General features: G+C 62.9%; 23 protein-coding genes and 1 other RNA gene. 15 read left to right on the top strand and 9 right to left on the bottom strand.

The genetic code is table 11. The features are described from left to right. The first annotated feature begins 9 nt into the window (after positions 1 to 9). Both AC4P1R_RS16265 and AC4P1R_RS16270 read left to right on the top strand, forming a co-directional pair. A complete protein-coding gene (locus AC4P1R_RS16265; protein WP_069459890.1) occupies positions 10 to 864 on the top strand; it encodes a prephenate dehydratase in 855 nt (284 codons plus the stop codon). A 145-nt stretch (positions 865 to 1,009) separates the two neighbouring features. Beyond that, on the top strand, positions 1,010 to 1,147 hold the full coding sequence (locus tag AC4P1R_RS16270) for a DUF1127 domain-containing protein (protein ID WP_069459889.1): 138 nt from the start codon (positions 1,010 to 1,012) through the stop codon (positions 1,145 to 1,147). Positions 1,148 to 1,266: 119 nt separating this feature from the next. On the opposite strand, the gene nudC is transcribed toward AC4P1R_RS16270, so the two are convergent. Together nudC and AC4P1R_RS16280 are read right to left on the bottom strand one after the other, a co-directional pair. Next, the gene (gene nudC / locus AC4P1R_RS16275) at positions 1,267 to 2,247 is read right to left on the bottom strand and encodes an NAD(+) diphosphatase (RefSeq protein WP_069459888.1); all 981 of its coding nucleotides are present in this window, start codon (positions 2,245 to 2,247) and stop codon (positions 1,267 to 1,269) included. A 2-nt stretch (positions 2,248 to 2,249) separates the two neighbouring features. Next, positions 2,250 to 2,696 (bottom strand): HIT domain-containing protein, encoded by a 447-nt coding sequence (locus AC4P1R_RS16280; protein WP_492177207.1) that lies wholly within the window; start codon positions 2,694 to 2,696, stop codon positions 2,250 to 2,252. Between the two features lie 64 nt (positions 2,697 to 2,760). On the opposite strand from AC4P1R_RS16280, the gene ffs reads away from it, so the two are divergent. The 5 genes from ffs to AC4P1R_RS16305 all read left to right on the top strand — a co-directional run bounded on the left by ffs (position 2,761) and on the right by AC4P1R_RS16305 (position 7,119). Continuing rightward, positions 2,761 to 2,858: signal recognition particle sRNA small type (gene ffs, locus AC4P1R_RS16285), an RNA gene on the top strand. A 48-nt stretch (positions 2,859 to 2,906) separates the two neighbouring features. Beyond that, positions 2,907 to 4,796 (top strand): DNA polymerase III subunit gamma/tau, encoded by a 1,890-nt coding sequence (locus tag AC4P1R_RS16290; protein WP_151611863.1) that lies wholly within the window; start codon positions 2,907 to 2,909, stop codon positions 4,794 to 4,796. Positions 4,797 to 4,853: 57 nt separating this feature from the next. Then, positions 4,854 to 5,177, top strand: coding sequence for a YbaB/EbfC family nucleoid-associated protein (locus tag AC4P1R_RS16295; RefSeq protein WP_069459885.1), 324 nt, complete (start codon positions 4,854 to 4,856; stop codon positions 5,175 to 5,177). A gap of 49 nt (positions 5,178 to 5,226) precedes the next feature. Beyond that, the gene (gene recR / locus AC4P1R_RS16300) at positions 5,227 to 5,832 is read left to right on the top strand and encodes a recombination mediator RecR (RefSeq protein ID WP_069459884.1); all 606 of its coding nucleotides are present in this window, start codon (positions 5,227 to 5,229) and stop codon (positions 5,830 to 5,832) included. A 36-nt stretch (positions 5,833 to 5,868) separates the two neighbouring features. Beyond that, on the top strand, positions 5,869 to 7,119 hold the full coding sequence (locus tag AC4P1R_RS16305) for a lytic murein transglycosylase (RefSeq protein WP_492177208.1): 1,251 nt from the start codon (positions 5,869 to 5,871) through the stop codon (positions 7,117 to 7,119). A 294-nt stretch (positions 7,120 to 7,413) separates the two neighbouring features. Here the strand turns inward: AC4P1R_RS16305 and AC4P1R_RS16310 are convergent, their stop codons facing one another. From AC4P1R_RS16310 to speB, 6 genes are all read right to left on the bottom strand, one after another. Beyond that, on the bottom strand, positions 7,414 to 8,379 hold the full coding sequence (locus tag AC4P1R_RS16310) for a bile acid:sodium symporter family protein (protein ID WP_069459882.1): 966 nt from the start codon (positions 8,377 to 8,379) through the stop codon (positions 7,414 to 7,416). 16 nt (positions 8,380 to 8,395) lie between these two features. Beyond that, entirely contained in the window at positions 8,396 to 9,829 is a 1,434-nt protein-coding gene (locus AC4P1R_RS16315; protein ID WP_069459881.1) for an NAD-dependent succinate-semialdehyde dehydrogenase, read from the bottom strand. Positions 9,830 to 9,851: 22 nt separating this feature from the next. Beyond that, a complete protein-coding gene (gene ggt, locus AC4P1R_RS16320; RefSeq protein ID WP_069459880.1) occupies positions 9,852 to 11,444 on the bottom strand; it encodes a gamma-glutamyltransferase in 1,593 nt (530 codons plus the stop codon). Between the two features lie 10 nt (positions 11,445 to 11,454). Then, a complete protein-coding gene (locus AC4P1R_RS16325) occupies positions 11,455 to 12,840 on the bottom strand; it encodes an aspartate aminotransferase family protein (protein WP_069459879.1) in 1,386 nt (461 codons plus the stop codon). Positions 12,841 to 13,061: 221 nt separating this feature from the next. Further along, on the bottom strand, positions 13,062 to 13,874 hold the full coding sequence (locus AC4P1R_RS16330; protein ID WP_492177758.1) for a transporter substrate-binding domain-containing protein: 813 nt from the start codon (positions 13,872 to 13,874) through the stop codon (positions 13,062 to 13,064). Between the two features lie 83 nt (positions 13,875 to 13,957). After that, the gene (gene speB, locus AC4P1R_RS16335; protein WP_069459877.1) at positions 13,958 to 15,022 is read right to left on the bottom strand and encodes an agmatinase; all 1,065 of its coding nucleotides are present in this window, start codon (positions 15,020 to 15,022) and stop codon (positions 13,958 to 13,960) included. Positions 15,023 to 15,209: 187 nt separating this feature from the next. Here speB and AC4P1R_RS16340 point away from each other — a divergent pair, with 187 nt between their 5' ends. From AC4P1R_RS16340 to AC4P1R_RS16355, 4 genes are read left to right on the top strand one after another with little or no spacing between them, the layout of a single operon-like run. Next, on the top strand, positions 15,210 to 15,908 hold the full coding sequence (locus AC4P1R_RS16340) for a GntR family transcriptional regulator (RefSeq protein WP_069459876.1): 699 nt from the start codon (positions 15,210 to 15,212) through the stop codon (positions 15,906 to 15,908). 32 nt (positions 15,909 to 15,940) lie between these two features. Further along, the gene (locus AC4P1R_RS16345; RefSeq protein ID WP_069459875.1) at positions 15,941 to 16,666 is read left to right on the top strand and encodes an ABC transporter permease; all 726 of its coding nucleotides are present in this window, start codon (positions 15,941 to 15,943) and stop codon (positions 16,664 to 16,666) included. Beyond that, entirely contained in the window at positions 16,666 to 17,370 is a 705-nt protein-coding gene (locus AC4P1R_RS16350) for an ABC transporter permease (protein WP_069459874.1), read from the top strand. Before AC4P1R_RS16345 ends, AC4P1R_RS16350 begins: the two co-directional genes overlap by 1 nt. Before the next feature lie 11 nt (positions 17,371 to 17,381). Further along, positions 17,382 to 18,185, top strand: a complete 804-nt coding sequence (locus tag AC4P1R_RS16355; RefSeq protein WP_069459873.1) for an ABC transporter ATP-binding protein — start codon at positions 17,382 to 17,384, stop codon at positions 18,183 to 18,185. Positions 18,186 to 18,212: 27 nt separating this feature from the next. Here the strand turns inward: AC4P1R_RS16355 and AC4P1R_RS16360 are convergent, their stop codons facing one another. Next, positions 18,213 to 19,841, bottom strand: a complete 1,629-nt coding sequence (locus AC4P1R_RS16360; protein WP_069459872.1) for an MFS transporter — start codon at positions 19,839 to 19,841, stop codon at positions 18,213 to 18,215. Between the two features lie 256 nt (positions 19,842 to 20,097). Here AC4P1R_RS16360 and rimP point away from each other — a divergent pair, with 256 nt between their 5' ends. The 4 genes from rimP to infB all read left to right on the top strand — a co-directional run bounded on the left by rimP (position 20,098) and on the right by infB (position 25,853). Continuing rightward, the gene (rimP, locus tag AC4P1R_RS16365) at positions 20,098 to 20,715 is read left to right on the top strand and encodes a ribosome maturation factor RimP (RefSeq protein ID WP_069459871.1); all 618 of its coding nucleotides are present in this window, start codon (positions 20,098 to 20,100) and stop codon (positions 20,713 to 20,715) included. Between the two features lie 45 nt (positions 20,716 to 20,760). Continuing rightward, entirely contained in the window at positions 20,761 to 22,371 is a 1,611-nt protein-coding gene (gene nusA, locus AC4P1R_RS16370; RefSeq protein WP_069459870.1) for a transcription termination factor NusA, read from the top strand. 5 nt (positions 22,372 to 22,376) lie between these two features. Then, entirely contained in the window at positions 22,377 to 23,084 is a 708-nt protein-coding gene (locus AC4P1R_RS16375; protein ID WP_069459869.1) for an RNA-binding protein, read from the top strand. Between the two features lie 105 nt (positions 23,085 to 23,189). After that, the gene (gene infB / locus AC4P1R_RS16380; RefSeq protein WP_492177209.1) at positions 23,190 to 25,853 is read left to right on the top strand and encodes a translation initiation factor IF-2; all 2,664 of its coding nucleotides are present in this window, start codon (positions 23,190 to 23,192) and stop codon (positions 25,851 to 25,853) included. The last annotated feature ends 192 nt before the right edge of the window (positions 25,854 to 26,045 follow it).

Genomic DNA, 26,045 nt, shown 5'->3' on the forward strand with positions numbered 1-26,045 from the left:
GAACCGAGAGTGACCGTCAAGACCAACCGGATATCCTTTCAAGGTGACCATGGCGCCAATTCGGACATGGCCTGCCGCGACATGTTTGCGGGCATGGAGCCGCTGCCCTGCCAGACCTTCGAGGATGCCTTTCTTGCGGTCGAAAACGGTGATGCGGATCTGGCGATGATCCCGATCGAGAACACGATCGCCGGGCGCGTCGCAGACATCCACCACTTGCTGCCGGAGTCGCGTCTCTTTATCGTCGGCGAATATTTCATGCCGATCCGCTTCCAGTTGATGGTGCTGCCGGGCGTCAAGCGCGACGAGATCCGCACGGTGCACAGCCATATCCATGCGCTCGGCCAGTGCCGCAAGATCGTGCGCGCCAACGGCTGGAAGCCCGTTGTGGCCGGCGACACCGCCGGTGCCGCGAAGCTCGTCATGGAGACCGGGGACCGTTCGATGGCGGCGCTCGCGCCTCGACTGGCCGCCGAACTTTACGGCCTGGAGATCATCGCTGAGAACGTCGAGGACACCGATAGCAACGTGACCCGCTTTGTCGTGCTGTCGCGCGAGGAACAGCGGATCGTGCGCAGATCCGATGACGAAGTGATCATCACCACTTTTGTCTTCAACGTGCGCAACATTCCGGCTGCGCTCTACAAGGCCCTCGGTGGCTTTGCGACCAATGGCATCAACATGACGAAGCTTGAAAGCTACCAACTCGGCGGCAAGTTCGTGGCGACGCAGTTCTATGCCGATATCGAGGGGCATCCGGACGACCTTGCCGTCCGGCATGCGATGGACGAGCTGCGCTTCTTTTCCGAGAAGGTGCGCATCCTCGGCACCTATCTGGCTCACCCTATGCGCGGCGTGCTCTGACCGCGCGTCGCGCCCCAGCCCGAAAAAGCGGCAAAAGTGCGGTAGGGCGCCACGCGCTGAACGCATGCCTAGTTTGCAATCATGTCTCTACTTAAATTCCGGGCAAATGCCTATTTGACACTCGTCAAGATATGGAGTGTCAAAGATGAAGATCCGCCAGAAGATCATGGATTATGCAACGAAGCGCCGCGCGATCCGCGAGCTGAACGCTCTCGACGATCATGCGCTGAGCGATATCGGCCTTTCCCGTTCGCAGATCCAGGCCGCCGTCTACGGCCGCTGATGAGAGATATGCCCCGCGCCGTTGGCCGGCGCGACGCAGTCGTTTTGAACGCCCCGCCGTCACCCGAGCGGGGCGTTTCCCGTAAAGGCAGACCCGCAACTGAGCCCGGTGACAAAGGATCAGCCTCGCTCGGGCCAGGCGAGCCAGTCGCGCATGAGCTGGTGCGCGATCGCCCCCTTCGGCGGCGGGATGTGCTCGTCGCCGGTGTCGGCGATGCCGGTCGTGCGCTCCAACATGGCCTCGGTCTCGGCACGGGTGAACCAGCGCACGTCTTCGAGTTCCTGTTCGTCCCGCTTGATCGTCGTGGATTTCGCCTCCGCATAGCAGCCGATCATCAGTGAGTGCGGCAGCGGCCAGGGCTGCGAGGCGTGATAGCGGACCCGCCCGATGCGGATGCCCGATTCCTCCTGCGTCTCCCGGCGCACGGCGTTCTCGATCGTCTCGCCCGGCTCGACGAAGCCTGCAAGGCAGGAATACATGCCGGGCGCGAAATGCGGGCTGCGACCGAGAAGGCAGAGATCGTGCTCGAGATCGATCGTCAGCATGATGACGACCGGGTCCGTGCGGGGAAAGACCATGTGGCCGCAGGCGGTGCAGATGCGCCGGTAGCCGCCGGCCCGCCCGTCCATCGGACCGCCGCAGCGGCCGCAGAAGCGGTTGTTGGCGTTCCAGACGATCAGGCTCGATCCCTGCGCGAACTGGCCTAGGAGTTCCTCCGGCAGCATCTGTTGGCGATAGAGCATCCGCGCATCGGCGATCTTGAAGGGTTCGGGCAGGGTCTCCTCGGTGAGACCCGACGGCACGGCGAGCCGCGGCTCGCCATTCTGCAGATAGCCGAGCAGGATCGATTCATCGAGCGCCGGTTCGAGGTCGGCGAGCTCGTAGGGGGCAAAGAGCGGATCGATGATCTTCGCGTCGTGCTTGACGATCAGCTTGGCGCCGGAAAAGGCAAGAAAATGCGCCGCCGGATGTTTGAGCGCCAGTTCGAGGCAGTCGTCGCTTCGATGTTCGGATTGGCGTTCGAGGTGGTTCTCCGCAAAAGCGACGAAAGTGCTCGGTTCCGGGTGAGGGCTGTGAAGATCGAAGATCGTTTTCGTCATGTTCAGAGATTTTCCAATATGCGTTCCGCGAATGCCTGGTGATCCGTCTCCAACCACGGTTCGGCCTTGCCGAACCCCCAGACAGGACCCGGCCAGTTGGGGTCGCCCGTGCGCCGGGCGACGACATGCACATGGAGCTGCCGAACGATGTTGCCGAGTGCGCCGATATTGACCTTCTCCGCCCCGGCCACCTTTTTCAGGGCCGTCGCCACCATGTTCGTCTCGAAAGTCAGCATCGTCTGGTCGAGCGGCGACAGATCGAAGATCTCCGAGACACCGTCGCGCTGGGGGATGAGGATGATCCAGGGCCAGCGGCGGTCGTTCATCAGGCGCAATTGGCAGAGGCCGATCGAAGCGATCGGGATGCCGTCGCGCTCAAGGCGCTCATCGAGCGTGAAGGTGGACAAGAAACTCTCCTCGGTGTGCAACGGATTCCCCTTGTTTTGCATACCGATATCAGTTTTTTGATGGCTTGGCTTGCATTTGCTGGCGATATTGCCGATATGGAAGCCGGGAGGTTGGTGGTGGACGAGCCACTCGCCAACCGGGTCAGGTCCGGAAGGAAGCAGCCCTAACGAGCCACGGCACGGGTCATCGTGCCAGCCTCCCACCTTCTTCTCCGTCCTGTCGGGACAAGAGTTCGAGCAGCGGCAGGGTCGATGAGCGACGAAGCGCCTATTTCATCCCCCGGTTCCCTTCCCGTATCACCCGCCGAAAGACCGGCCGCCTATCGCGTTCTCGCACGCAAATATCGCCCGAAGGACTTCTCCGATCTCATGGTCGGCCAGGAGCCGATGGTGCGTACGCTCACCAACGCCTTCGAGACCGGCCGTATCGCTCAAGCCTATATGCTCACCGGCGTGCGCGGCGTCGGCAAGACGACGACAGCGCGCATCCTGGCGCGCGCCCTGAACTACAAGACCGCGGAGATCGACAGGCCGACCATCGACCTGGGTGTCCCGGGCGAACATTGCCAGGCGATCATGGAAGGTCGCCATGTCGATGTGATCGAGATGGACGCCGCCTCCCATACCGGCATCGACGACATCCGCGAGATCATCGAGCAGGTTCGCTACCGGCCCGTCTCGGCCCGCTACAAAGTCTATATCATCGACGAAGTGCACATGCTCTCGACGCAGGCCTTCAACGGCCTGTTGAAGACGCTGGAAGAGCCGCCGGAGCACGTGAAGTTCATCTTTGCGACCACGGAGATCCGCAAGGTCCCGATCACGGTCCTGTCGCGCTGCCAGCGCTTCGATCTGCGGCGCATCAGCGCCTCCGACCTTGTCGGGCTGTTTTCGACCATTCTCAGCAAGGAAGCGGTGCCCTTCGATCCGGAGGCACTGGCCATGGTGGCGCGCGCAGCCGAGGGCTCGGCGCGCGACGGCCTGTCGCTGCTCGACCAGGCGATCGCCCATGGCGGCGGCGCCGTCGAGGTCGAAACGGTGCGCTCGATGCTGGGGCTCGCCGATCGGGCGCGCATCGTCGATCTCTTTGCCCATATCGTCAAGGGCGATGCGGCGGCGGCACTCGGCGAATTTTCGGCGCAGTACGAAGCCGGCGCCAATCCGACCGTGGTTCTGACCGATCTTGCCGATTTCACCCACCTCGTCACGCGGATGAAATACGTGCCCGATGCGGCGAACGACCAGTCCTTGAGTGAGATCGAGCGCACGCGCGGTGCAGAATTCGCAGCCAGCGTCGCGGTGACGACGCTGTCGCGCATCTGGCAGATGCTGCTCAAGGGCATTCCCGAGGCGGAAAGCTCCGCGCGGCCGGCAGGCGCCGCCGAGATGGTTTTGATCCGGCTCGCCCATGCCGCGCATCTGCCCTCGCCGGAGGAGGCGGCGCGGCGGCTGCTCGAGCTTTCGGGAGGGGAAAACGGCGGACGTCCCATGCCGACCCGCAATGGCGCGAGCGCTGAGCCGCAGGCCGGTCCGGCGGTCGGGGCCCGTTCCGTCGAAGCCGCCCCCGTCCAGAGATCTTCGGGCAGTGGCGCCACCATGCTGCGCGCCGTCCCGGACGCAGCACCGCAGCCGATCGGCGTCGGGCGCCTGGAGGACAGCCCGGCAGCGGTGCCGGCCGCGAAGCCGCAGCCGAAGACTCCGGTCGCCTCGATCAGCGACATAGCCGATCTGTGCGCGAAGAACCGCGACATCAAGCTGAAGACTCTGGTGCGTGGTTTCCTGCGTCTCGTGCATATCGAGCCCGGCCGGCTCGACGTCAATCTGCCCGAGGACGCGCCGAAGACGCTGCTCGGGGAACTCGCGGTCAAGCTCAAGGAATGGACCGGCATTCACTGGGTCGTCAGCTACAGCCGCGAGCCCGGCCAGCCGACGCTGGTCGAAGCCGAGCAGCGCGCCCAGGAGGAGCGCGTCAACGACGCGCGCCAGGACCCGGACGTCGCGGCGATCCTCGCACGCTTTCCGGGCGCGAGAATCACCGACGTCCGTATTCGCGCGGCCGAGGAGGAGGAAGCGGAAAGCCTCGCGCCGGCGACGGCCGAATCCGAGGACGGCGATATCGTGCCGGGCGATGACATAGAATAGCGAGAACGGCATGGCGCATCGCGCGCCTTCATTCAGGTCGGAAAACAGGAGACGACAATGCGCGACATCATGGGCATGATGGGCAAGGTCAAGGAAATGCAGGCCAAGATGGAGAAGCTGCAGGCGGAGATCGCCGCGCTCGAAGTCGACGGCGCCTCCGGCGGAGGCCTCGTCACCGTTCGGCTCGACGGCAAGGGCCACATGAAGAGCCTGAAGATCGATCCTTCGCTCTTCAAGGAAGACGATGTCGAGATCCTCGAGGACCTGGTCGTCGCAGCCCACAAGGACGCCAAGGACAAGGTCGAAGCCCTCCAGGCTGAAAAAACCCGCGAGTTGACCGCCGGCCTGCCGATTCCGCCTGGTATGAAGCTGCCGTTCTGAGCGATACGAGACGATTCCGTTTTTCGGCGATATGCGCTAAAAGCGCGCCATGGCAAAGCGAGTCACCGGTCCCGAAATCGAAAAGCTCATCCAGCTCCTGGCGAAGGTGCCGGGCCTCGGCCCCCGATCCGCCCGGCGGGCGGCGCTGCACCTCGTCAAGAAGAAGGAACAGTTGCTCGGGCCCCTCGCCGAGGCGATGGGCGAGGCGCATCGCAAGGTGCGGGTCTGTTCCTGCTGCGGCAATGTCGACACGATCGATCCCTGCACCGTCTGCACCGACGAGCGGCGCGACCAGTCGGTGATCATCGTCGTCGAGGATGTCGCCGATCTCTGGGCGCTGGAGCGCGCCGGCGCCATGAACGCCGCCTATCACGTGCTTGGCGGCACCCTGTCGCCGCTCGACGGCATCGGCCCCGACGACCTGAACATCAAGGGCCTTGTCGACCGGGTGGGCAAGGGCGGCGTGCGCGAGCTGATCCTCGCGGTCAACGCCACCGTCGAGGGCCAGACGACGGCGCATTACATCACCGACCAGCTGGAGGGCATGGAGGTCAAGATCACCCGTCTTGCTCATGGCGTGCCGGTCGGCGGCGAACTCGACTATCTCGACGAAGGCACGCTGACGGCCGCGCTCAGGGCGCGCACGACGATCTGAGCCTTCGCAAACGCTCGTCTGATCGTGGGGAGCCCGATGCTGAAATTCCTGTCCGTTCTGATCCTTTCGCTCGCAACCTCGTGCGGCTCCTGCCTTGCCGCCTCAAAGGCCGAGGTGGAGGGGCAGTTCCGCCGTTGGCTGCAGGACGAACTCTGGCCGGAAGCCGAGAGAGCCGGCATTTCCGCCGGTTCCTTCAAGGCCGCCTTTCAGGGAGTGAGGCTCGATTGGGATCTGCCGGATCTCGCGCCGCCCGGCTTTCCAAAGCCCAAGGAGCGCAAACAGAGCCAGGCGGAGTTTTCCTCGCCAGGATCCTATTTTTCGGAAAAACGGCTGCAGGGACTGGCCGCGACCGGCCGAAGCCTCGCCTCCGCCCATGCCGCAACGCTGAAAAAGATCGAGCGGACCTATGGCGTACCGGGCTCGGTCGTTCTCGCCATCTGGGGGCGCGAATCCGGTTTCGGCCGGGCGAAAATCCCGCATCCGATCATCGACGTTTTGGCGACCAAGGCCTTCATGTCGACGCGGCCCGAGCTTTTCCGGCGCGAGCTGATCGCGGCGCTGCATATTCTGGAGAGCGGCGACGTGAAGGAGGCCGACATGCGCGGCTCCTGGGCCGGCGCCATGGGCCAGCCGCAGTTCCTGCCCTCCAGTTTCCTGCAATATGCCGTCGACTTCGACGGCGACGGCCGCCGCGACATCTGGAACTCCATACCGGACAGCCTCGCCTCGATCGCCAACTATCTCGCCGAGAAGGGTTGGCAGAGCGGCCGTGACTGGGGATTCGAAGTGTCGATCCCGGCCGGGGTCTCCTGCGCGCAAGAGGGGCCCGATCGCGCCCGTCCGATCGCCGACTGGGCCGGCCTGGGCATCGCTCGCGTTTCGGGCAAGCCTTTTCCGGCGGCGGAACGTACGGCGTCCGGCATGATGCTGGTGCCGGCCGGGCGGCATGGGCCGAGCTTCGTGGTGACGCCGAATTTCTATGTCATCAAGGAATACAACAATTCCGATCTCTACGCGCTCTTCATCGGCAACCTTGCCGACCGGATCGCCTCGGGCAGCGGCGCCTTCCGGGCGGACTGGGGCGATGTCGGCAAGATGCTGCGCTCCGACGTGCTCGGAATGCAGAAGGCGCTCACCGCCGTCGGCTACGACGTCGGAAAGGTCGACGGGTTGCCGGGCTACAAGACCCGCCGCTCGCTCGGCGACTGGCAGGCGAAAAACGGAATCGCCCCGACCTGCTTTCCGGATGCTTCCCTGAAGGGGAAGTTGCGAGGGGCACTCCCCTAGGTCGCGTTAGAACACGAACATATAAAGCAGGATAATGACGATCAGGGGGACACCCATCAGCCAGAGAACTATACCTTTCATCGCCCGCTCCATGTTGTTGGCGTCTGGTGGTAACGCCGCGAAGGCTATTCCGTTCCCCCATTAACGGTTCTCAAGCAAGACCGCGGCTTTGACCTTCTCCGCCAACTACAGCACCGCGCGTCTTTTCAGACGCGCAAAAGTCGCTGTCTTTGGGATCCGCGCATTGTCATCTTCGTTCGGTGGGCGTGGCGCAATCATACCGAACGGCCCCTCTCACGCCGTCGCCGCGGCAGCAGAATACTTCTGTGCCAGCATTGCGCACACCATCAACTGGATTTGGTGGAAAAGCATCAGCGGCAGAACAATGGCGCCGGTCGACTGCCCGGCGAAGATGACGCTTGCCATTGGCACGCCACTGGCGAGGCTCTTCTTCGATCCGCAAAAGGTGATGGTGATCTGGTCTGGCTTGTTGAAGCCCATGAGGTGGCTGCCGCGCATCGTGAAGGTGAGCACAAGGGCAAGCAGCAGCATGTCGAGACCGATAACGACGGCAATGTCTCTCAACGAGAAAGCCTGCCACAGCCCTTCGACGACTGCCTTGCTGAAGGCGAGGTAGACAACCATCAGGATGGAACCTCTGTCGACGGGAGCCAAAATCTTCTTCTTTGAGCGGACCCAGTCTCCGATCCACGGCTGTAGGATCTGCCCGATGACGAATGGCCCGAGCAACTGCAGCAATATCTTTTCCATGACGTCCGAGGAGAACCCGCCATGGCCGCCCGCGGAAAAGAGCAGGCCGACGAGCAGAGGCGTCAGGAACATGCCGAGTACATTGGAAGCGGAAGCCGAGCAGATCGCGGCCGGCACGTTCCCGCCTGCCACCGACGTGAACGCAATCGATGACTGCACCGTGGACGGCAGGACACTCAGGAACAGGATGCCGAGGTAAAGCGGCTGTGGCAGGATCGATTTCGGCACGAGGCCGAAGGCCATGCCGAGCAGTGGAAAAACGGCGAATGTCGTCAGGAGAATGAACAGGTGCAGGCGCCAATGCAGCACGCCGGCAATGACGATATCGGTAGACAACCGCGCGCCATGCAGGAAGAAGAGAAGCGCAATGGCGAGACTTGTGGCCACGCCGAAATGATCCGCAAAACTGCCGCTTGCCGGCAGCAGTGAGGCAAGGACGACGCTGAAGACGAGCAGGATTGTGAAAGTGTCGGGCAAAAGGCGGCGCATGGTGCTTCCCTGGATGTCAGATGGCTTCCGTAACCAGCTTGATGTTGAAGAAGTTGTCCATGGCCTCGCTTCCGCCTTCCGATCCGTACCCGGATTCCTTTATGCCGCCAAAGGGAAGTTCCGGCAGCGCCAGCCCGTGGTGATTGATCGAGATCATCCCGCTTTGTATGTCGCGGCTGAGTGCGGCGCTCGTTTTCCCGGACGTCGTATAAGCATAGGCTGCCAGGCCGTAGGAGAGGCGGTTCGCTTCCGTGATGGCGGCCTCATAGGTCGAAAAGGGACTCATCACCGCCACCGGGCCGAACGGCTCCTCGTTCAGGATTCGGGCACTCAGCGGCACATCCGTGAGAACGGTGGGTTTGTAGAAATTCCCGTGATTGCCGATCCGCTCGCCGCCGGTCGCGACCTTTCCGCCCCGCGCGACGGCATCGCTCACCAGTGTTTCCATGGCTTCGACCCGCCTGCCGTTTGCAAGGGGGCCCATGGTCGTTTCCGAATCCAGTCCATTGCCGACCGTGATGGCCTCCGCAGCCTTGACGAAGCGGTCGAGAAACCGCGCATAGATCTTCTCTTGTATGAGGAAGCGCGTCGGAGCGACGCAGACTTGACCCGCATTGCGGAATTTCGCTCCGGCCAGGATTCGAACCGCAAGATCGAGATCGGCATCGTCGAACACGATCGCCGGCGCGTGACCGCCAAGTTCCATCGTCACCCGCTTCATATGGGCACCGGCGAGAGCCGCAAGCTGCTTGCCGACGGACGTCGAGCCCGTGAAGGAGACCTTGCGAATAATCGGATGGGGAATGAGGTGGTTGGAGATGTCGGCCGGAATGCCGAATACCAGGTTGAGGGCGCCAGTTGGCAAGTCTGCGTCCGCGAATGCGCGAACAAGCTCCGCGCAACTCGCTGGCGTCTCCTCGGGTCCCTTCAGAATGACGGAACAACCGGCCGCAAGACCGGCCGCCACCTTGCGCACGGCCTGATTCAAGGGGAAATTCCAGGGGCTGAAGGCCGCGACCGGGCCGACCGGCTCCTTGACGACGAGCTGCCGAACATTGAGGGAGCGGGAAGGGATGACACGACCGTAAGCCCGCCGCGCCTCCTCGGCAAACCAGTCGATAATGTCGGCCGCCGCGAGGGTCTCGGATTTTGACTCCGCGAGCGGCTTTCCCTGTTCGAGAGTCATGATCGTCGCGATCCTCTCAACCCGGTCCCGCAGCAGCTGGGCAGCCTTGTGCAACAGCTTGGCGCGCTCGACCGCGCTGAACCGAGACCAGGCCTCGAACCCGGTTGCGGCTGTTGCAAGGGCCTCGTCAAGATCATCCCGCCCGGCATTCGCCACTGTTCCGATGATCTCATCGGAGGCAGGATTGACGATCGAAAGGCGCTCTCTCGATCCGTCTCGCCAGATGCCGCCGATATAGAGTTGCGTTTCCGGATAGTCGGACATCACCTTCTCCGATGTTCTGAAATCAGTACCCGAGCGCGCAACCATCCTTGCGGTGATCGGACGCGCCGAGCAGGGTTCCGTGTCGATCATCGATCCAGATCGCCTGCGCTCCGCCGATGGCCCATTTCGGTGGGATCACCTTGAAGCCCCGGCCCTGGAGGTTCTCGCCGATCGCACTTCGAATAGCTTCCTCGGCTTCGATCGTTCTGGTGCCGGGGAGGGGAAACAATCGAGGAAGCTCGATCGCCGCCTGGATATCCATGCCAAAGTCGAACAGCTTCGACAGAAACTGCGCATGCCCCATCGCCTGATAGTGGCCACCCATGACGCCGAATGAGAGGACGGTTTTGCCGTTCCGCGTGACCATTCCTGGAATGATCGTATGCATCGGCCTCTTGTATGGACCGATCGCATTCGGATGCCCGTCCTTCAGCACGAAACTCTGGCCGCGGTTGTGGAACAACACGCCCGATTTCGGAGCCATGAGTCCGCTGCCATAAGGGTGGAAAATGGAATTGATGAAGCTGACGGCATTGCGATCTTTGTCGACCACGGAGATGTAGACGGTGTCCGAATGTTCCACACCATCCATGATACCGATGGCGTCGCAAGCCTGGTTCGCTCTGATCATCGAGGCAAGGTTGTCGGCAAGTTCGTCCGACAGAAGAAAATCGACCGGCACGTCGGCTGTTTCCCCGTCCGCCAGCCAGCGTTCCCTCGCAGCATAAGCAAGCCGGGTCGCCTCCACTTCGATGTGCAGGTTGTCGGCATCCAGAGGATCGCCCGACGGGGTGAAACGCTCCAATATCTTCAGGATCATGAGAGCAATGATGCCTTGCCCATTGGGAGGGCATTCGTGAATCGTCCATCCCCGATAGGTGGCACTAATGGGCGTAACGTATTCTCCTGCGGCGGAGGCGAAATCCTCCAGGGTGTGCAGACCGCCGAGGCCCTCGAGATAGGAGACCATGTCCTCGGCAACGTCACCCCGGTAAAATGCGTCGCGCCCGTGCTTGCCGATAGCCGACAAGGTCTCGGCAAGCTCCGGCTGACGCTGAACCGACCCGACCGCGGGAGCTTCGTCGTTGTCGAGGAAAATGCGGCGCGTCGACGAATCGCGCGCAAGCATTGCCCGCTGATGCGAAATGTCGGCGGCAACGCGCGGTGTGATGGCGTAGCCGTCGCGCGCAAGCGCGATCGCCGGCGCCAGGATATCGGCCATGGACATGCGCCCATGATCAGCGACCAGCCGCGTCCAGGCATCGACGGCACCCGGAATGGTCACCGCGTGAGGCGAGGACCGCTCGATCTCCGAGATTCCTCGGCCGCGGAACCACTGGAAGTCAGCGGCGGCGGGCGTTCGGCCGGAGCCGTTATAGGCGATCACCTGGTCGCTGCCGTTGGCGGCCAGCAAGGCGAAGCAATCGCCGCCAATACCTGTGGAGCCGGCCTCGACCACGCACTGGACCGCACAGGCTGCCACCGCCGCGTCGATGGCCTTGCCGCCGCTCTTGAGGACCTCGATGGCGGTCAGGGTTGCCATGGGATGAGAGGTCGCTGCCATGCCGCTACGGCCGACTGCAATCGAGCGCCCGGGCTGTTCGAAGTTCCTCATGGAATCGTCCTTATGAATAGAGGTTGCTGGCGCGTGCCCATGCATAGGTGTCATCGAGCGCCTTTTCCGAGCGGTCGAACATGTCGTTGATCTCTGCTTCCGTGATGATCAGAGGTGGGCAAAGAGAGTAGTTGTCGCCGATGGCGCGCGTGACGACACCATGCACTTGTGCACGTTTGCCGGCGTGGATCGCGACGCCGTCCGCCGGCTTGAAGGGCTCCTTGGTTACCTTGTCGCGGACGAGCTCGAGCGTACCGATCAAGCCGCGTCCGCGCGCACTTCCGACGAGCGGATGTTCTGCGAGCGCGCGGAGCCTTCGTTGAAAGAGCGGCGCGACTTTCTGGACGTGCCCCAGAATGTCCCGTTCCTCGTATATCTTCAGGGTCTCCAGCGCCACCGCAGTGGCGACCGGGTGCCCGCTGTAGGTGAAGCCGTGGCCGAAGGTGCCGATCTTCTCGCTTTCGGCGACAATGGCCGCGTGGACCTTCTCGTTGACCATCAGCGCTGATATCGGCTGGTATGCCGCCGACAACTGCTTGGCCATGGAAATCATGTCGGGCCGCATGCCGAAGCTCTCGGAGCCGAACATCGTGCCAAGCCGACCGAAGCCGCAGATAACCTCGTCGGCAATCAGCAGGATATCGTACTTTCTGAGCACGGCCTGGATCTTCTCGTAATAGGTTGGCGGAGGGACGATGCAACCCCCCGACGCCATCAGCGGCTCGGCGAAGAAGGCGCCTATCGTGTCGGGCCCCTCGGCAAGAATCAGGTTCTCGAGCGATTCGGCGCAACGGGTCGCGAATTCCTCCTCGCTCTCGCCGGGATGACCATAGCGGTAAAATTCAGGACAATCGGTGTGAAGCACGCCTGCGAGGGGCAGGTCGAAATCGCGATGATTGTTCGGCAAACCGGTGAGACTTGCGGAGGCGATCGTCACCCCATGATAGGCGCGCCAGCGGGAGATGACTTTCTTCTTTTCCGGTTTGCCGATCGCATTGTGATAGTACCAGACGAGTTTCAGCGCCGTGTCGTTGGCCTCTGAACCCGAATTGGCAAAGAACACTTTCGACATCGGGACGGGAGCAAGGCGGATCAACCGTTCGGCAAGTTCGATTGCCGTCTCATGCGATTTTCCGCCGAAGCTGTGATAGAAGGGCAATTCCTGCATTTGCCGCATGGCAGCGTCGACGAGCCGTTGTTCGCTGAAGCCCAACGACGCACAAAACAGGCCACCGAGTCCCTCGATATACTTGTTGCCTTCGCTGTCGATGATGTGGATCCCTTCTCCCCTGGAAATCACCAGCGGCCCGTCCTGCAAATGCTGGGACGCATTCGTGTAGGGATGAAGGACAAACGCCGCGTCGCGCGCTTCGAGCGAATTGAGAAGAATGGTCACGATAACTCTCCGGTGCTGATCTGCTGCATGCCTCCGTGGAATCGCCGGGGATTCGAGGGCATGCAGCAACTCGAGGTGCCACAGCGACGTTTGCGCGTTTGACAGGACGTGCGGCGCTGTCGGCGTGCTGAAAAACTCGCCGCAGTTCGATTGCAGCCGCCGAATCTTTCGAGCTCCGACGGCTGTCGGTCTTGCGGGCCAGATGCCGGGCTACCGGCCGATCATTCGAGGTCAATCTTCATCCACTTTTTTGCAAGTGTGTTGATCGTGCCGTCAGACTTCGCCGCGCGGATCGCCTCATCGAGCATGGCCTTGAGTTCGATGTCGTCCTTGCGAAGGCCGGCAGCGATTCCTTGGCCGAATACGCCTCCGGTGAAGGTCGGCCCGGCAATGGTGTAGTCCTTGAAGTCATCCTTCGACAGCGTCGCGGTGAGCGATGTCGTCTGCGCTATGACGGCGTCGATGCGACCCGCCTGCAGATCGAGGTCGTGTTGCTCGACCGTCTTGTATTCGCGCGGTTCGACGACATCCTTGAAATAGGTGTCAAGGAAAGCAACGTTGGCCGTGGAGACCTGCGCGCCAACCGTCTTGCCGTTGAGAGCGTCCCGAAGAGGCTGCAATTCCTGCTCGACCTTCGCTTTTTCGCCCGCAAGATCGATCGTCGTTCCGGTGCCGGGGAGATTGGCGAGCGGGCCTGACTTTTCGACCATGAACGCCGCCGCGGTCGGAGCGTAGGGTTCGCTGAAGGAGATGACGGCAAGGCGCTTCTCCGTGACGATCATCGACGCCATGATGACGTCGAACTTCTTGGCGATCAGCGACGGGATGAGCCCGTCCCAGTCCTGCGCGACGATGTTGCATTTGATCTCCATGCGGGCGCAGAGATCATTGGCGAAATCGACCTCGAAACCGGCAAGCTTCCCGTCGGGTCCCGTGAAATTCCACGGCTCGTAGGCGCCTTCAGTAGCGATGGTGATTTCCGTTGGCCTGTTCTCAGCGTGGGCGCTGCCAGTGGCAAGGGCGACCAGAACCATGCTGGCGCATGCAAGTTCGATTGTTCTCATTTTCATTCCCCTTCTTGGTTTGGCGCTCATTATTGAGCGGCACTTGCTCTTGATCAGCGTGGCGGCTCGATCTGCCGAACGCGAACCCTTGTCGCCTCTGCGGCCAGGCAGAGAATTTCGAACAGAACCTGGGCGGCGATCTGCGCCGTATTCGTGGTCGGATCGTATTGCGGCGCGACCTCGACGACGTCGCCGCCGACAATGTCGAGGCCCGAAAGGCCGCGAAGGATGCCGAGCGCCTGGGCGGAGCTGAGCCCGCCGACTTCCGGTGTGCCAGTTCCTGACGCGAATGCCGGGTCCAGGGCATCCACGTCGAAACTGACATAGGTCGGGCCGTCACCCGCTACCGCGCGGGCCCTTTCGATCACATGCTTGATGCCGAGCTCCTCGACCTCCTCGGCGTGAATGACCGTCATTCCAGAGGCGTAGGAAAACTCCCAGAGATACTCGGAATTGCCGCGAATACCGATCTGTATCGTTCGGCGGGGATCCAGCACGCCGTCAAGCACGGCTTGTCGGAACGGGCCGCCATGATGGAATTTGCAGCCCTCGAACGAGCCGCTGGTATCGCAATGGGCATCGATGTGGATCATGCCCACCGGACGATCGCGTCCGACGGCGCGGAGCAATGGCAGTCCTATGGAGTGATCGCCGCCGACCGAGAGCGGCACAGCTCCAGCATCGACGACGCTGCGAACATATCGCTCTATATCCTCGTGGGAACGAGCCAGATCGAAACGGCTGCGAAAGGGCACGTCGCCCACATCGGCCACACGGACGTGTGCAGTGGGAACCGCACGCAAGACGTGATCGTAGGGCCCGACTCTCTCGACGTTGCGAACGGCGCGAGGACCGAAGCGTGCCCCGGGGCGGTTCGTCACGCCCAGATCCAAGGGAATGCCGAGAAGCGCTACGTCGATATCCGTAAACCGGGGCGCGGCGTCCTGCCGAAGAGGGGCTTTCAGCAATGTCGGGACGCCGCAATAGGGCGCTTGGCGGCTGTCGCCTTCGCCGAAGACTTGGTCTGCGACCTTGCGAAACTCCGGATCGAATATGTCTGCCCCGGATGCGTTTCCATAGCGGGCCCGCAGTTCTTCGAGGCGCAAGATTCCGGGCATGCAAACTCCTCTCGTCCCATTTTAGCCCCGCGGCTCGTCCCGACCGGGCCTTCGACAAAATCCGGTTGAATGCTGTGGGCAATATTGTATACATATTCGTATTCCACTTGATCTGGCAAGCGGAAAATCGATATCGTTCCCGCAGAGATCGGACTTCACGGCGGCGGACGATGAAAGGGGAGTTGGTTTGACACTCGGGAAAACGGAGCCGCGCGGCTCTCTGCGCGAAACGACATATGCTCGACTGAAGGATTTGATCCTCAGCGGACAGCTGAGGCCCTCCGAGCGCCTATCCGAAAACGCTCTCGCAAAGAGGCTCGGAGTAAGCCGCACGCCCCTCCGCGAAGCGTTGATGAAGCTTGAAGAGGAAGGCCTGGTGGTCGGCCAAAGAAACCTCGGTTACACGGTTTCCGACCTGGATATCACCGCCTTCTGCAATCTCCTCGTCGTCCGGGAGGCGCTCGATGTCTGTGCGGCCCGGCTCGCCTGCGCCACGGCGACGGAAGAAGACCTCGACAGGCTCCGCGGCGTCATCGCGCAGATGGTTGAGCTCAAGGAGAGCGTCAGCGACACGCCTTCCGATGCGGCGCGAAACCTCGATCTCGGTCTCTACATCCACCGGGTCATTCTGGAGGCGGCGCGCAACGATGCGCTCACCCGGGTCAGCGAGCAGGTGTATCAGCAGCTGCGGCTGGCGCTCTGGCTCGAGGTCCTGTGGGTGGATCTCGAGCAAACCGATCTGGAGGAGCATCGGGCCATTGCCGATGCCATCTGCGCGCGCGACCCCGAGGCCGCCGAAGCGGCTGCCCGAGCGCATGTCCAGAGCTCACTGAAAAACATGTCGAAACTGCAGCGCATCTGGGCGCATCGACGGGCTGTGGATTGATACGCCCGCGGGGCGGGAAGGTCGGAATACGGATGGAACTCATCGACAGGTATTTGGCGCTCGTCGGTTTTGGCGAGACCGGTTGGGGCGCGCTGCTGCTCAGCGCATCGGCCATGACCATCGCGGTCTCCGTCTGCGGTTTCTTGACAGGTACCGTCCTCGGAACGGTCGTCACGTTCATGAAGCTGTCGCGGTACCTGGTGCTCCGCCGGCTGGGGGACGGCTACACGACCGTGCTCCGCGGCGTGCCCGATCTCCTTGTCATCTACCTTTTCTATTTTGGCGGGAGCGCATTTCTGGGGTCTCTCGGAGGTCTCTTCGGCTATGAAGGCTTCATCGGGATGCCGGCTTTCCTCACCGGCACATTGGCGCTCGGCGTTGTTTCCGCAGCCTATCAATCCGAAGTGTTTCGCGGGGCCTTCAAGTCCGTCGCCGGCGGCGAGCTCGAGGCGGCGAGCGCCGTCGGAATGCGGCCCTGGCCGAAGTTTCACCGCATCGTCGCGCCCCTGGTTCTGCGCTACGCCATTCCCGGACTGGGCAACACCTGGCAGCTCGTGCTGAAGGAGTCGGCGCTGATTTCCATCACGGGCCTCGTCGAACTTCTGCGGCAATCGCAGATCGCCGCCGGTTCGACGCGGCGCCCTTTCGAGTTCTACCTGACTGCCATCGTCCTCTATCTCGTCATCACCTGGGCATCGTCGATCGCCTTTCGCCATTTGGAAACGAGAACCATGCGCGGCACCCGGAGGTCTCTGTGATGGACATTCAATTCATGTGGGAAACGTTTCTCATCCTCCTGACGGGCCTGCCGCTCACACTGGAGCTTGCAGTGACGTCGATTTTCGCCGGCGGCATTTTCGCACTCGTTCTGTCGCTTCTTGCGGTGGTCGGAGGACCGATCGGCGGTGGTTTCACCCGAGGCTACGTCTTCGTCTTCCGAGGGTCGCCGCTGCTCGTGCAGATGTTTCTCATTTATTACGGTCTCGGGCAGTTCCGGCCGTTCCTGCAGGACGTCGGCCTTTGGCCAATGCTGCGTGAGCCCTATTGGTGTGCGGTGATCGCACTGACGCTGAACACGGCGGCCTACACCAGCGAGATCTTCCGCGGAGGCTTGCAGGCCGTTTCCGTCCAGCAGATCGAGGCGGCACGTGCTTGCGGCATGTCGGGCCCCCTCTTGTTCAGGCGCATCGTTTTGCCAATTGCCATTCGGCATGCGCTCCCAGCCTACGGCAACGAAGTCATCCTGATGCTCAAGGCCACCGCGCTGGCATCCGTCATTACCATCATGGAAATCACCGGCCTTGCGGGGAAGCTGATTGCCGACAGCTTCCGCGCCTTCGAGGTCTTCATTGTCGCCGGTGCGATCTATCTCGCGATTACCTTTCTCGTCACGCGTCTGATGATGATCGTTGAATTCTGGCTCTCGCCCCATCTCCGCATGAGGCCACCAACTCTGGCATAACGGGAGTACGCATGTCCGACAGGGGAACGTTTCTCGCGGCTGACAACAAGAACAGCACAGCCGCCGTCTCGATCAAGGACCTTCGCAAATGCTTTGGTCCGCTGGAAGTGTTGAAGGGAGTTTCCCTAGAGGCCGGGGAAGGAGAGGTGATCTCGATCCTCGGTTCATCCGGATCCGGAAAGTCGACGATGCTGAGATGCATCAATATGCTCGAAGTACCCGACAGCGGTGAAGTCCGTATCGGCGGCGAAATGTTTCGGCTGAAGAAGGGGCGATTCAAAACCGAGCCGGCCGATCGGCGGCAGGTCGACCGTCTTCGCCAACACATTGGAATGGTATTCCAGAGCTTCAATTTATGGTCGCATATGACGATCCTCGAGAACGTGATCGAAGCGCCCGTACACGTTCAAAAGCGCAATCGCGCCGAATGCATCGAAGAGGCGGAGGCTTTGCTCGAGCGGGTCGGGATCGGCGACAAGCGTAATGCATACCCCGGGCATCTGTCCGGCGGACAGCAGCAACGGGCGGCAATCGCACGGGCGCTGGCGCAGCGGCCGAACGTCATGCTCTTCGACGAGCCGACATCCGCCCTCGATCCGGAGCTAGTCGGCGAAGTGCTGAAGGTTATGCGTTCGCTCGCCGAGGAAGGCCGGACCATGCTCGTCGTCACCCACGAGATGGCGTTCGCACGTGACGTGTCCAGTAAGGTGGTGTTCTTGCACAAGGGCGTCGTCGAGGAAGAGGGCCATCCTGCCGAAGTGTTTCAACACCCGAAGTCCGAACGGTTCAGGCAGTTTCTTTCCAACGAGCGGTAGCGCCGGGCGCTCACGACAGGTAGGCCGTCAATGCATCTCGACCGGCCGCTTATAGCGCTCGTAATGCTCGGGAACGATGGTCTGGCGCTCGACCATCCGGTGAACGCGCGGTGGCTTGTCGCCCCCATGAAGCGCCGTCAGCCTGTCGCCGACGGCGGCGTCGGCCTGAGTGCGGCGCTGGTTGTGCCGGACATATTCGACCCAGGTCGGCACGTGGTAGGTCTCAGTCCAGGTGGTCGGGTTCTCAAGGTCGCGCATCAGCGCCCAGTGGCCGGCACCGTCGCGGATGCGGATGCGCCGCCGCTCCGCCATCGTCTTCAGGAATTCGGGAATGTCCGCCTCGGCGATCTCGTAGTCGATCATCACCACGATCGGGCCACTGCGGGGCTTCAGGTCGAGCGCGAGCAGCGGCTCGTTGAAGCGGTTGAGCGGGTCGAGGTTCAGCGACGTGAATTCCGGCAGCGCGAAGCGCAGGCCGATGGCAATGCCCGCGAGCATGAGCAGACAGGAGCCGATCAGCGCGTTGGCGGCGCCGTATTCCTCGGCGGCCACGCCCCAGAGCCAGCTGCCGCCGGCAATGCCACCGAATGTTGCCGTCTGGTAGAGCGATAGCGCCCGGCCGACCACCCAGCGCGGCGTGGAGAGCTGAACCGTGGTGTTGAAGAGAGACAGGGCCAGCACCCAGCAGGCGCCGGAGACGGTGAGCACGAGCGCGGTCAGCCAGGCCGCGGTGCTCATCGCGGTGACGATCGCGCTCAGCGCGAAACCGGAAAAGGCGCAGCGCACGATGGTTTCGCTCGACAGATGTTCCCGAAGCCGCGCGCTCAGCAGCGCGCCGCCGATCGCGCCGAGACCGAAAGCGCCGAGCATGATGCCGTAGGTGAGCGGCCCGCCGGCGACGAGATCGCGCGCCACCAGCGGCAGGAGCGCCAGGATCGCGCTTGCCGAAAGGCCGAAGGCAAAGCCGCGCAGCAGCACCTTGCCGATATTGGGCGACATTGCCACATAGCGAAGGCCGGCGAATACCGCCCGTCCGAGCGCCTCCCGCGGCAGCCGGCTCACCTCGGTTGTGGGGCGCCAGCGGAAAAGGGCGAAGAGTATGGCGACATAGCTGATCGTGTTCACGGCGAAGGCGGCGGCGGCTCCGGCCGCCGCAACAATGGCGCCGCCGATTGCCGGCCCGACGCTGCGGGTGATGTTGAAGCCCATGCTGTTCAGGGCGACGGCCGCCGGCAGGTCGTCCCGCGGCACCATGTCGCCGACCGAGGCTTGCCAGGACGGATTGTTGAGCGCCGTGCCGCAGCCGATCAGGAAGGTGAAGATGAGCAGCAGCCAGGGTGTCACGAGCCCGAAATAGGCCGAGGCCGTCAGGAGCGCCGACACGGCGAGCATGAAGCCCTGAGCGACCAGCATGATGCGGCGGCGGTCGAAATTGTCGGCGAGCGCGCCCGAGACGAGCGAGAAGAGCATGATCGGCAGCGAGGTGGACGCCTGCACCAGCGCCACCATGTTGACCGACTGGGAGATGGAGGTCATCAACCAGGCGGCGCCGACCGCCTGTATCAGCCCACCGAAATTGGAGGCGAGGCTGGCGGTCCAGATGGTGCGGAATGTATTGTGGCTGAAAGGGGCCAGCGGCGATTGGCGGTTCGTCACCTCGTAGTCTCTTCCATTCGATCCTGAACCGGGAGGTTTCTTCGTTATACGCCTTGAAACGCGATGCGCCAGCCGCTGAAACTTGCCCCGACGAGCGAAAGGGGCAGTGTGCGACGTGAAGGCGCCGTTCGGCGCTACCCTTGCAATCTCCGGCAAGGAAGCGTATATGAGCCTCAAATTCTTGATCGGTAGATGAAGAGTGGGCTCCGTCAGGACCCGCTCTTTTTTATTAGCCGGTCCGATGAGGAGATGATCGTTGTCCGATAATGCATCGGCTGAAAGTGCAAATGAACCGCGGCTGATCGTGGAAACCGGCCTTGACCGGCGTGTTGCCGACATCGTCGAGCCCGTTCTGGTGCAGATGGGCTTCCGGCTGGTGCGCGTGCGGCTCTCCGGCCAGAATGGACTGACGCTGCAGGTCATGACGGAACGCGACGACGGCATGATGACCGTCGAGGATTGCGAAGAAGTCTCCAAGGCGATCTCGCCGGTTCTCGATGTGGAAGATCCCATCGACAAGGCGTATCATCTCGAAGTGTCGTCGCCGGGTATCGACCGGCCGATGGTGCGCAAGTCCGACTTCATCCGCTGGCAGGGTCATCTGATGAAATGCGAGACGTCGGTCATGGTCGACGGGCGCAAGCGTTTCCGCGGCAAGATCGTGTCGGTGGACGAGGAGGGCTTCCGCCTCGAGCGCGACCAGCCCGCCTATGGCGAGGAGGCAGCGGTCGCAATCCCGTTCACCGCCCTTTCGGAAGCGCGGCTGATCCTGACCGACGATCTGATTCGCGATGCGCTGACGGCCGACAAGAAGGCAAAGGCGGCGCGCGCCGCCAACGAAAACTTCGAAGACGAAGACAAACCTATCGAATGAGGCAGGGCGCTCTTTGAGGCTTCTGCAACCAGACGGAGACAAGACATGGCAGTCAGTGCTAACCGGCTCGAACTTCTGCAGATCGCAGATGCTGTGGCACGCGAAAAGGTGATCGACCGGGAGATCGTTCTGGCCGCGATGGCAGATGCGATCCAGAAGGCGGCGCGCTCGCGCTACGGCTCGGAATCGAACATCCACGCCGACATCAACCCGAAGACCGGTGAAATCCGTCTCCAGCGTCTTCTCGAAGTGGTCGAGCATGCCGAGGACTATTCGACCCAGATCCCCCTCGAGCTGGCGCGCGACCGCAATCCGGATGCCAAGCTCGGCGATTTCATCGCCGACCCGCTGCCGCCGATGGATTTCGGCCGCATCGCTGCGCAGTCGGCCAAGCAGGTGATCGTGCAGAAGGTTCGCGAGGCCGAGCGCGATCGCCAGTATGAAGAGTTCAAGGACCGCGTCGGCGAGATTGTCAACGGCACCGTCAAGCGCGTCGAATACGGCAACGTCATCGTCGATCTTGGCCGCGGCGAGGGTATCATCCGCCGCGACGAGATGATCCCGCGCGAGGCCATGCGCTATGGCGACCGCGTGCGCGCCTTCGTTTACGACGTTCGCCGCGAACAGCGCGGGCCGCAGATCTTCCTGTCGCGCACGCATCCGCAGTTCATGGTCAAGCTTTTCACCATGGAAGTGCCGGAAATCTACGACGGCATCATCCAGATCAAGTCGGTCGCCCGCGATCCGGGCTCGCGTGCCAAGATCGCCGTCGTCTCGAACGATTCGTCGATCGATCCGGTCGGCGCCTGCGTCGGCATGCGCGGTTCGCGCGTCCAGGCGGTTGTCGGCGAGCTGCAGGGTGAGAAGATCGACATCATCCCGTGGTCGCCGGATCCGGCGTCCTTCATCGTCAACGCCCTGCAGCCGGCGGAAGTGACCAAGGTCGTCCTCGACGAAGATGCCGAGCGCATCGAGGTCGTGGTACCCGACGAGCAGCTTTCGCTCGCCATCGGCCGCCGCGGACAGAATGTCCGCCTTGCTTCGCAGCTCACCGGCTGGGACATCGACATTCTCACCGAGCAGGAGGAGAGCGAGCGTCGCCAGAAGGAATTCAACGAACGCACTCAACTGTTCATGGAAGCGCTCGACGTCGACGAGATGGTCGGCCAGGTGCTCGCCTCCGAAGGCTTTGCCGAGGTCGAGGAAATCGCCTATGTCGACCTCGATGAGATATCGTCGATCGAAGGTTTCGACGAGGAGACCGCGACGGAGATCCAGACGCGCGCCCGCGAATATCTGGAAAAGATCGAGGCCGAAATGGATGCCAGGCGCAAGGAGCTCGGCGTTGCCGACGAGTTGCGTGGGATCGACGGGCTCACCAGCCAGATGCTGGTGGCGCTCGGCGAGGAAGGCATCAAGACGGTCGAGGATTTCGCCGGCTGCGCCGCCGACGACCTCGTTGGCTGGACCGAGCGCAAGGACGGCGAGACCAAGCGCTTCGAGGGCGTTTTCTCGAAGCTCGACGTCACCCGTGAGGAGGCTGAGGCAATGATCGTCCAGGCCCGTCTGGCGGCCGGCTGGATCACCGAAGAGGACCTGGCCAAGGATGAGGACGAGCCGATCGAAGTCGCCGAAGGCGCCGAGCAGGATGCCTGAACCTGATGACCGCAGCAACCGAGGCCGGGATAAAGCCTTTGGACATTCTGCCCTCGGATAGCGGGCCGAAGAACCGGAGCGGCAGCAGCCGGACCTGCATCGTCACGCGCGAGAGCGGTTCGCCGGAGACGCTGATCCGCTTCGTCGCCGGTCCGGACGGTCGTGTGATCCCGGATCTGAAGCGGCAGCTTCCCGGGCGCGGTTGCTGGGTCAAGGCGGAGCGCCACCTGATCGAGAAGGCCGTGGCGAAGAAGCTCTTCGCCCGCGCCCTTAGGGCCGATGTCAAGGCCGATGCGGCGCTGGCGGACGAAGTGGAAAGGCTGCTCGGCGAGCAGCTCGCCGGCATGATGAACATGGCGCGCAAGGCCGGCCAGTTCGTCACCGGTGCGACGAAGACGGAACAGGCCGTGCGTGGGCTCGCGGCGCTCGGCGTCTTCCACGCGATCGATGCGGCTGCCGACGGCGTCCGCAAGGTCGATAAGGCTCGCAAGGCGATGAGCTTTGTCAGCGAGGACGAAACGGAAATACCAGCCTTCCGCCCCTTCACGGTGGCGGAAATGGAGGGCCTTTTGGGAAGTAATGCTTTTATCCATGCCGCAGCGCTTGCAGGGCAGGCGGGTGAAGGTGTAGTGAAGCGCGCAATGATGCTCGAAAAGTACCGAGGATCCGTCCCGGTCCGGGCCGAAGGCGGCGCTGGCAAGCCACAGCAATGACACGCGTCACCGGCAGATGCCGGCATGGCGAACCTTGCTTGAGACAATTTGGAAGACGGGGTCAGGTGATACGCATCCGGCCCTGATCGCTAGGAACGGAACGGAATGACCGACAACAAAGACGACAAGACACTCAGCGTAGCGGGCAAGAAGACGCTGACCCTGAAGCCCTCCGGGGTGCAGCATGGGACGGTACGCCAGGATATGGGCCGCGGTCGCACGAAGGCGGTCGTGGTCGAAACCAAGAGAACGCGCGGCCATGTGACCAAGCACAAGGACGAGCGCCCGATCACGCCGGTCGCCGGAACGCCGGCTGCCCGGACGGCCGAGCAGCGCCCTGTTCCGCCGCAGCCGGCCGGCCGGCCGGCCCCGCAGCCGCAGCCGCATCAGCCCCGCGCGGAACAGAACCGTCCGCGTGTCGGCGTCGTCCTGAACGATCTGTCGGCAGGCGAAATGGAAGCCCGCCGCCGCGCGCTCGCCGAAGCTCAGGTCCGTGACGCCGAGGAAGCCAAGCGCCGCGTCGAAGAGGAAGCCCGCCGCCGGCGCGAGGAGGAAGAGCGTCTCGCGCGCGAGAAGGAAGAGGCCGCCCGTCGCGCCGCCGAAGAGGCTGCGCGCCCCGCCGGAGAAGCAGTAAAGGTCGAGGAAGTAGCGGAAGAGGGGCGTCCGGTTGTCGCCGAGCGCCCTGCCGGGACGCGCCCGCAGCCGGCACGTCCGGCGCCCTCCGCACCGCAGACGCCGCCGGCCGCCCTTCGTGGCCGCCGTGCCGGCGCCGAGGAAGAGGACGAGCGTCCGCGTCCCGCCGCCGGAGTGCCCCGCGGCAAGGTCACGCGGCCGGAGCCGGCAAAGCCTGCCGCCCGTCCGAAGGGCGACGAAGGTCGCCGCCAGGGCAAGCTGACGCTGACCGCTGCCGTCGACGAAGACGGCAGTCAGCGCGGCCGCTCGCTTTCGGCAATGCGTCGCCGCCAGGAGAAATTCAAGCGCAGCCAGATGCAGGAAACGCGTGAGAAGATCTCGCGTGAAGTCGTCCTGCCGGAGACCATCACGATTCAGGAATTGTCGCAGCGCATGTCGGAGCGCGCCGTCGACGTCATCAAGTTCCTGATGAAGGAAGGCCAGATGATGAAGCCCGGCGATCTGATCGACGCCGATATGGCCGAACTCATCGCGGTCGAATTCGGCCACACCGTCAAGCGCGTCTCCGAGTCCGATGTCGAGGAAGGCATCTTCAACATCGCCGACGTGGAAGAGGATCTGGAGGCGCGGCCGCCGATCGTCACGATCATGGGCCACGTCGACCACGGCAAGACGTCGCTGCTCGACGCGATCCGGCATGCCAACGTGGTGGCCGGTGAAGCGGGTGGCATCACCCAGCACATCGGCGCCTATCAGGTCGAGCAGAACGGGCAGAAGATCACCTTCATCGACACACCCGGCCACGCCGCCTTTACGGCGATGCGCGCCCGCGGCGCTCAGGCGACGGACATTGCCGTCCTGGTCGTCGCGGCCGATGACAGCGTGATGCCGCAGACGATCGAGTCGATCAACCACGCCAAGGCGGCGAATGTGCCGATCATCGTGGCGATCAACAAGATCGACAAGCCGTCGGCGGACCCGCAAAAGGTCCGTACCGAGCTTCTGCAGCATGAGGTCTTCGTCGAGTCCATGGGCGGTGAAGTGCTCGACGTCGAGGTTTCGGCGAAGAACCATACCAACCTCGACAAGCTGCTCGACGCGATCTTGCTGCAGGCGGAAATCCTTGACCTCAAGGCCAATGCGAACCGGACGGCCGAGGGTACCGTGGTGGAAGCCGAGCTCGATCGCGGCCGCGGTGCGGTTGCGACGATTCTCGTCCAGAAGGGAACCCTCACGCCGGGCCAGATCATCGTCGCGGGCGACCAGTGGGGCCGGGTGCGTGCGCTCGTCAATGACAAGGGCGAGCATGTGAAGGCTGCCGGTCCGTCGACCCCGGTCGAAGTCCTCGGCCTCTCCGGTACGCCGGCCGCCGGCGATAAATTCGCCGTCGTCGAAAGCGAAAGCCGTGCCCGCGAGATCTCCGAATATCGCCAGCGGCTTGCCCGTGAGAAGGCGGTCGCCCGCCAGTCCGGCTCGCGCGGTTCGCTCGAGCAGATGATGAGCCAGCTCCAGACCTCCGGCCTCAAGGAGTTCCCGCTGGTCATCAAGGGCGACGTTCAGGGCTCGATCGAAGCGATCGCCGGCGCATTGGAAAAGCTCGGTACGGAGGAAGTCCGTGCACGAATCGTGCATTCGGGCGCGGGCGGCATTACCGAGTCGGACATCTCGCTCGCCGAGGCTTCCAACGCCGCGATCATCGGCTTCAACGTCCGCGCCAACAAGCAGGCGCGCGATGCCGCCGAGCGCGCCGGTATCGAGATCCGCTACTACAACATCATCTACGATCTGGTGGATGACGTGAAATCGGCGATGTCCGGTCTGCTCTCGCCTGAGCGGCGCGAAACCTTCCTCGGCAATGCCGAGATCCTGGAGGTGTTCAACATCACCAAGGTCGGCAAGGTCGCGGGCTGCCGCGTCACGGAGGGCAAGGTAGAGCGCGGTGTCGGCGTCCGCCTCGTGCGCGACAACGTCGTCATCCACGAGGGCAAGCTCAAGACGCTCAAGCGCTTCAAGGACGAGGTCTCCGAAGTCCAGTCCGGCCAGGAATGCGGCATGGCCTTCGAAAACTACGAGGACATCCGGCCGGGCGACACGATCGAGTGCTTCCGCGTCGAGCACGTCACGCGGACCCTCTAAGGCTACTGCATGTCTCCTTTAATCGGCCTCGATTAAAGGACAAAGACATGCAGCAGTTCAAAGCTACAGCGATCTTCGCGCGTCTGATAGGACGCGCGGCGCTGTAGTCCGGCAGGAGATTGTGCGAGCGCCGGATCGCTTCCGGCGCTCGCGCTGTTTTCTACAGAACCGAAAGCGACCGCCGCGGAACGG

The organism is Sinorhizobium sp. Y406 (assembly GCF_058732025.1).

Excerpts from the sequence above, each read along its gene's own strand:
- AC4P1R_RS16270 (WP_069459889.1), top strand. The coding sequence starts at position 1,010 with ATGAAGATCCGCCAGAAGATCATGGATTATGCAACGAAGCGCCGCGCG.
- nudC (WP_069459888.1), bottom strand. The coding sequence starts at position 2,247 with ATGACGAAAACGATCTTCGATCTTCACAGCCCTCACCCGGAACCGAGC.
- AC4P1R_RS16280 (WP_492177207.1), bottom strand. The coding sequence starts at position 2,696 with ATGCAAAACAAGGGGAATCCGTTGCACACCGAGGAGAGTTTCTTGTCC.
- AC4P1R_RS16290 (WP_151611863.1), top strand. The coding sequence starts at position 2,907 with ATGAGCGACGAAGCGCCTATTTCATCCCCCGGTTCCCTTCCCGTATCA.
- AC4P1R_RS16295 (WP_069459885.1), top strand. The coding sequence starts at position 4,854 with ATGCGCGACATCATGGGCATGATGGGCAAGGTCAAGGAAATGCAGGCC.
- recR (WP_069459884.1), top strand. The coding sequence starts at position 5,227 with ATGGCAAAGCGAGTCACCGGTCCCGAAATCGAAAAGCTCATCCAGCTC.
- AC4P1R_RS16305 (WP_492177208.1), top strand. The coding sequence starts at position 5,869 with ATGCTGAAATTCCTGTCCGTTCTGATCCTTTCGCTCGCAACCTCGTGC.
- AC4P1R_RS16310 (WP_069459882.1), bottom strand. The coding sequence starts at position 8,379 with ATGCGCCGCCTTTTGCCCGACACTTTCACAATCCTGCTCGTCTTCAGC.
- AC4P1R_RS16315 (WP_069459881.1), bottom strand. The coding sequence starts at position 9,829 with ATGTCCGACTATCCGGAAACGCAACTCTATATCGGCGGCATCTGGCGA.
- ggt (WP_069459880.1), bottom strand. The coding sequence starts at position 11,444 with ATGAGGAACTTCGAACAGCCCGGGCGCTCGATTGCAGTCGGCCGTAGC.
- AC4P1R_RS16330 (WP_492177758.1), bottom strand. The coding sequence starts at position 13,874 with ATGGTTCTGGTCGCCCTTGCCACTGGCAGCGCCCACGCTGAGAACAGG.
- speB (WP_069459877.1), bottom strand. The coding sequence starts at position 15,022 with ATGCCCGGAATCTTGCGCCTCGAAGAACTGCGGGCCCGCTATGGAAAC.
- AC4P1R_RS16345 (WP_069459875.1), top strand. The coding sequence starts at position 15,941 with ATGGAACTCATCGACAGGTATTTGGCGCTCGTCGGTTTTGGCGAGACC.
- AC4P1R_RS16350 (WP_069459874.1), top strand. The coding sequence starts at position 16,666 with ATGGACATTCAATTCATGTGGGAAACGTTTCTCATCCTCCTGACGGGC.
- AC4P1R_RS16355 (WP_069459873.1), top strand. The coding sequence starts at position 17,382 with ATGTCCGACAGGGGAACGTTTCTCGCGGCTGACAACAAGAACAGCACA.
- nusA (WP_069459870.1), top strand. The coding sequence starts at position 20,761 with ATGGCAGTCAGTGCTAACCGGCTCGAACTTCTGCAGATCGCAGATGCT.
- AC4P1R_RS16375 (WP_069459869.1), top strand. The coding sequence starts at position 22,377 with ATGACCGCAGCAACCGAGGCCGGGATAAAGCCTTTGGACATTCTGCCC.
- infB (WP_492177209.1), top strand. The coding sequence starts at position 23,190 with ATGACCGACAACAAAGACGACAAGACACTCAGCGTAGCGGGCAAGAAG.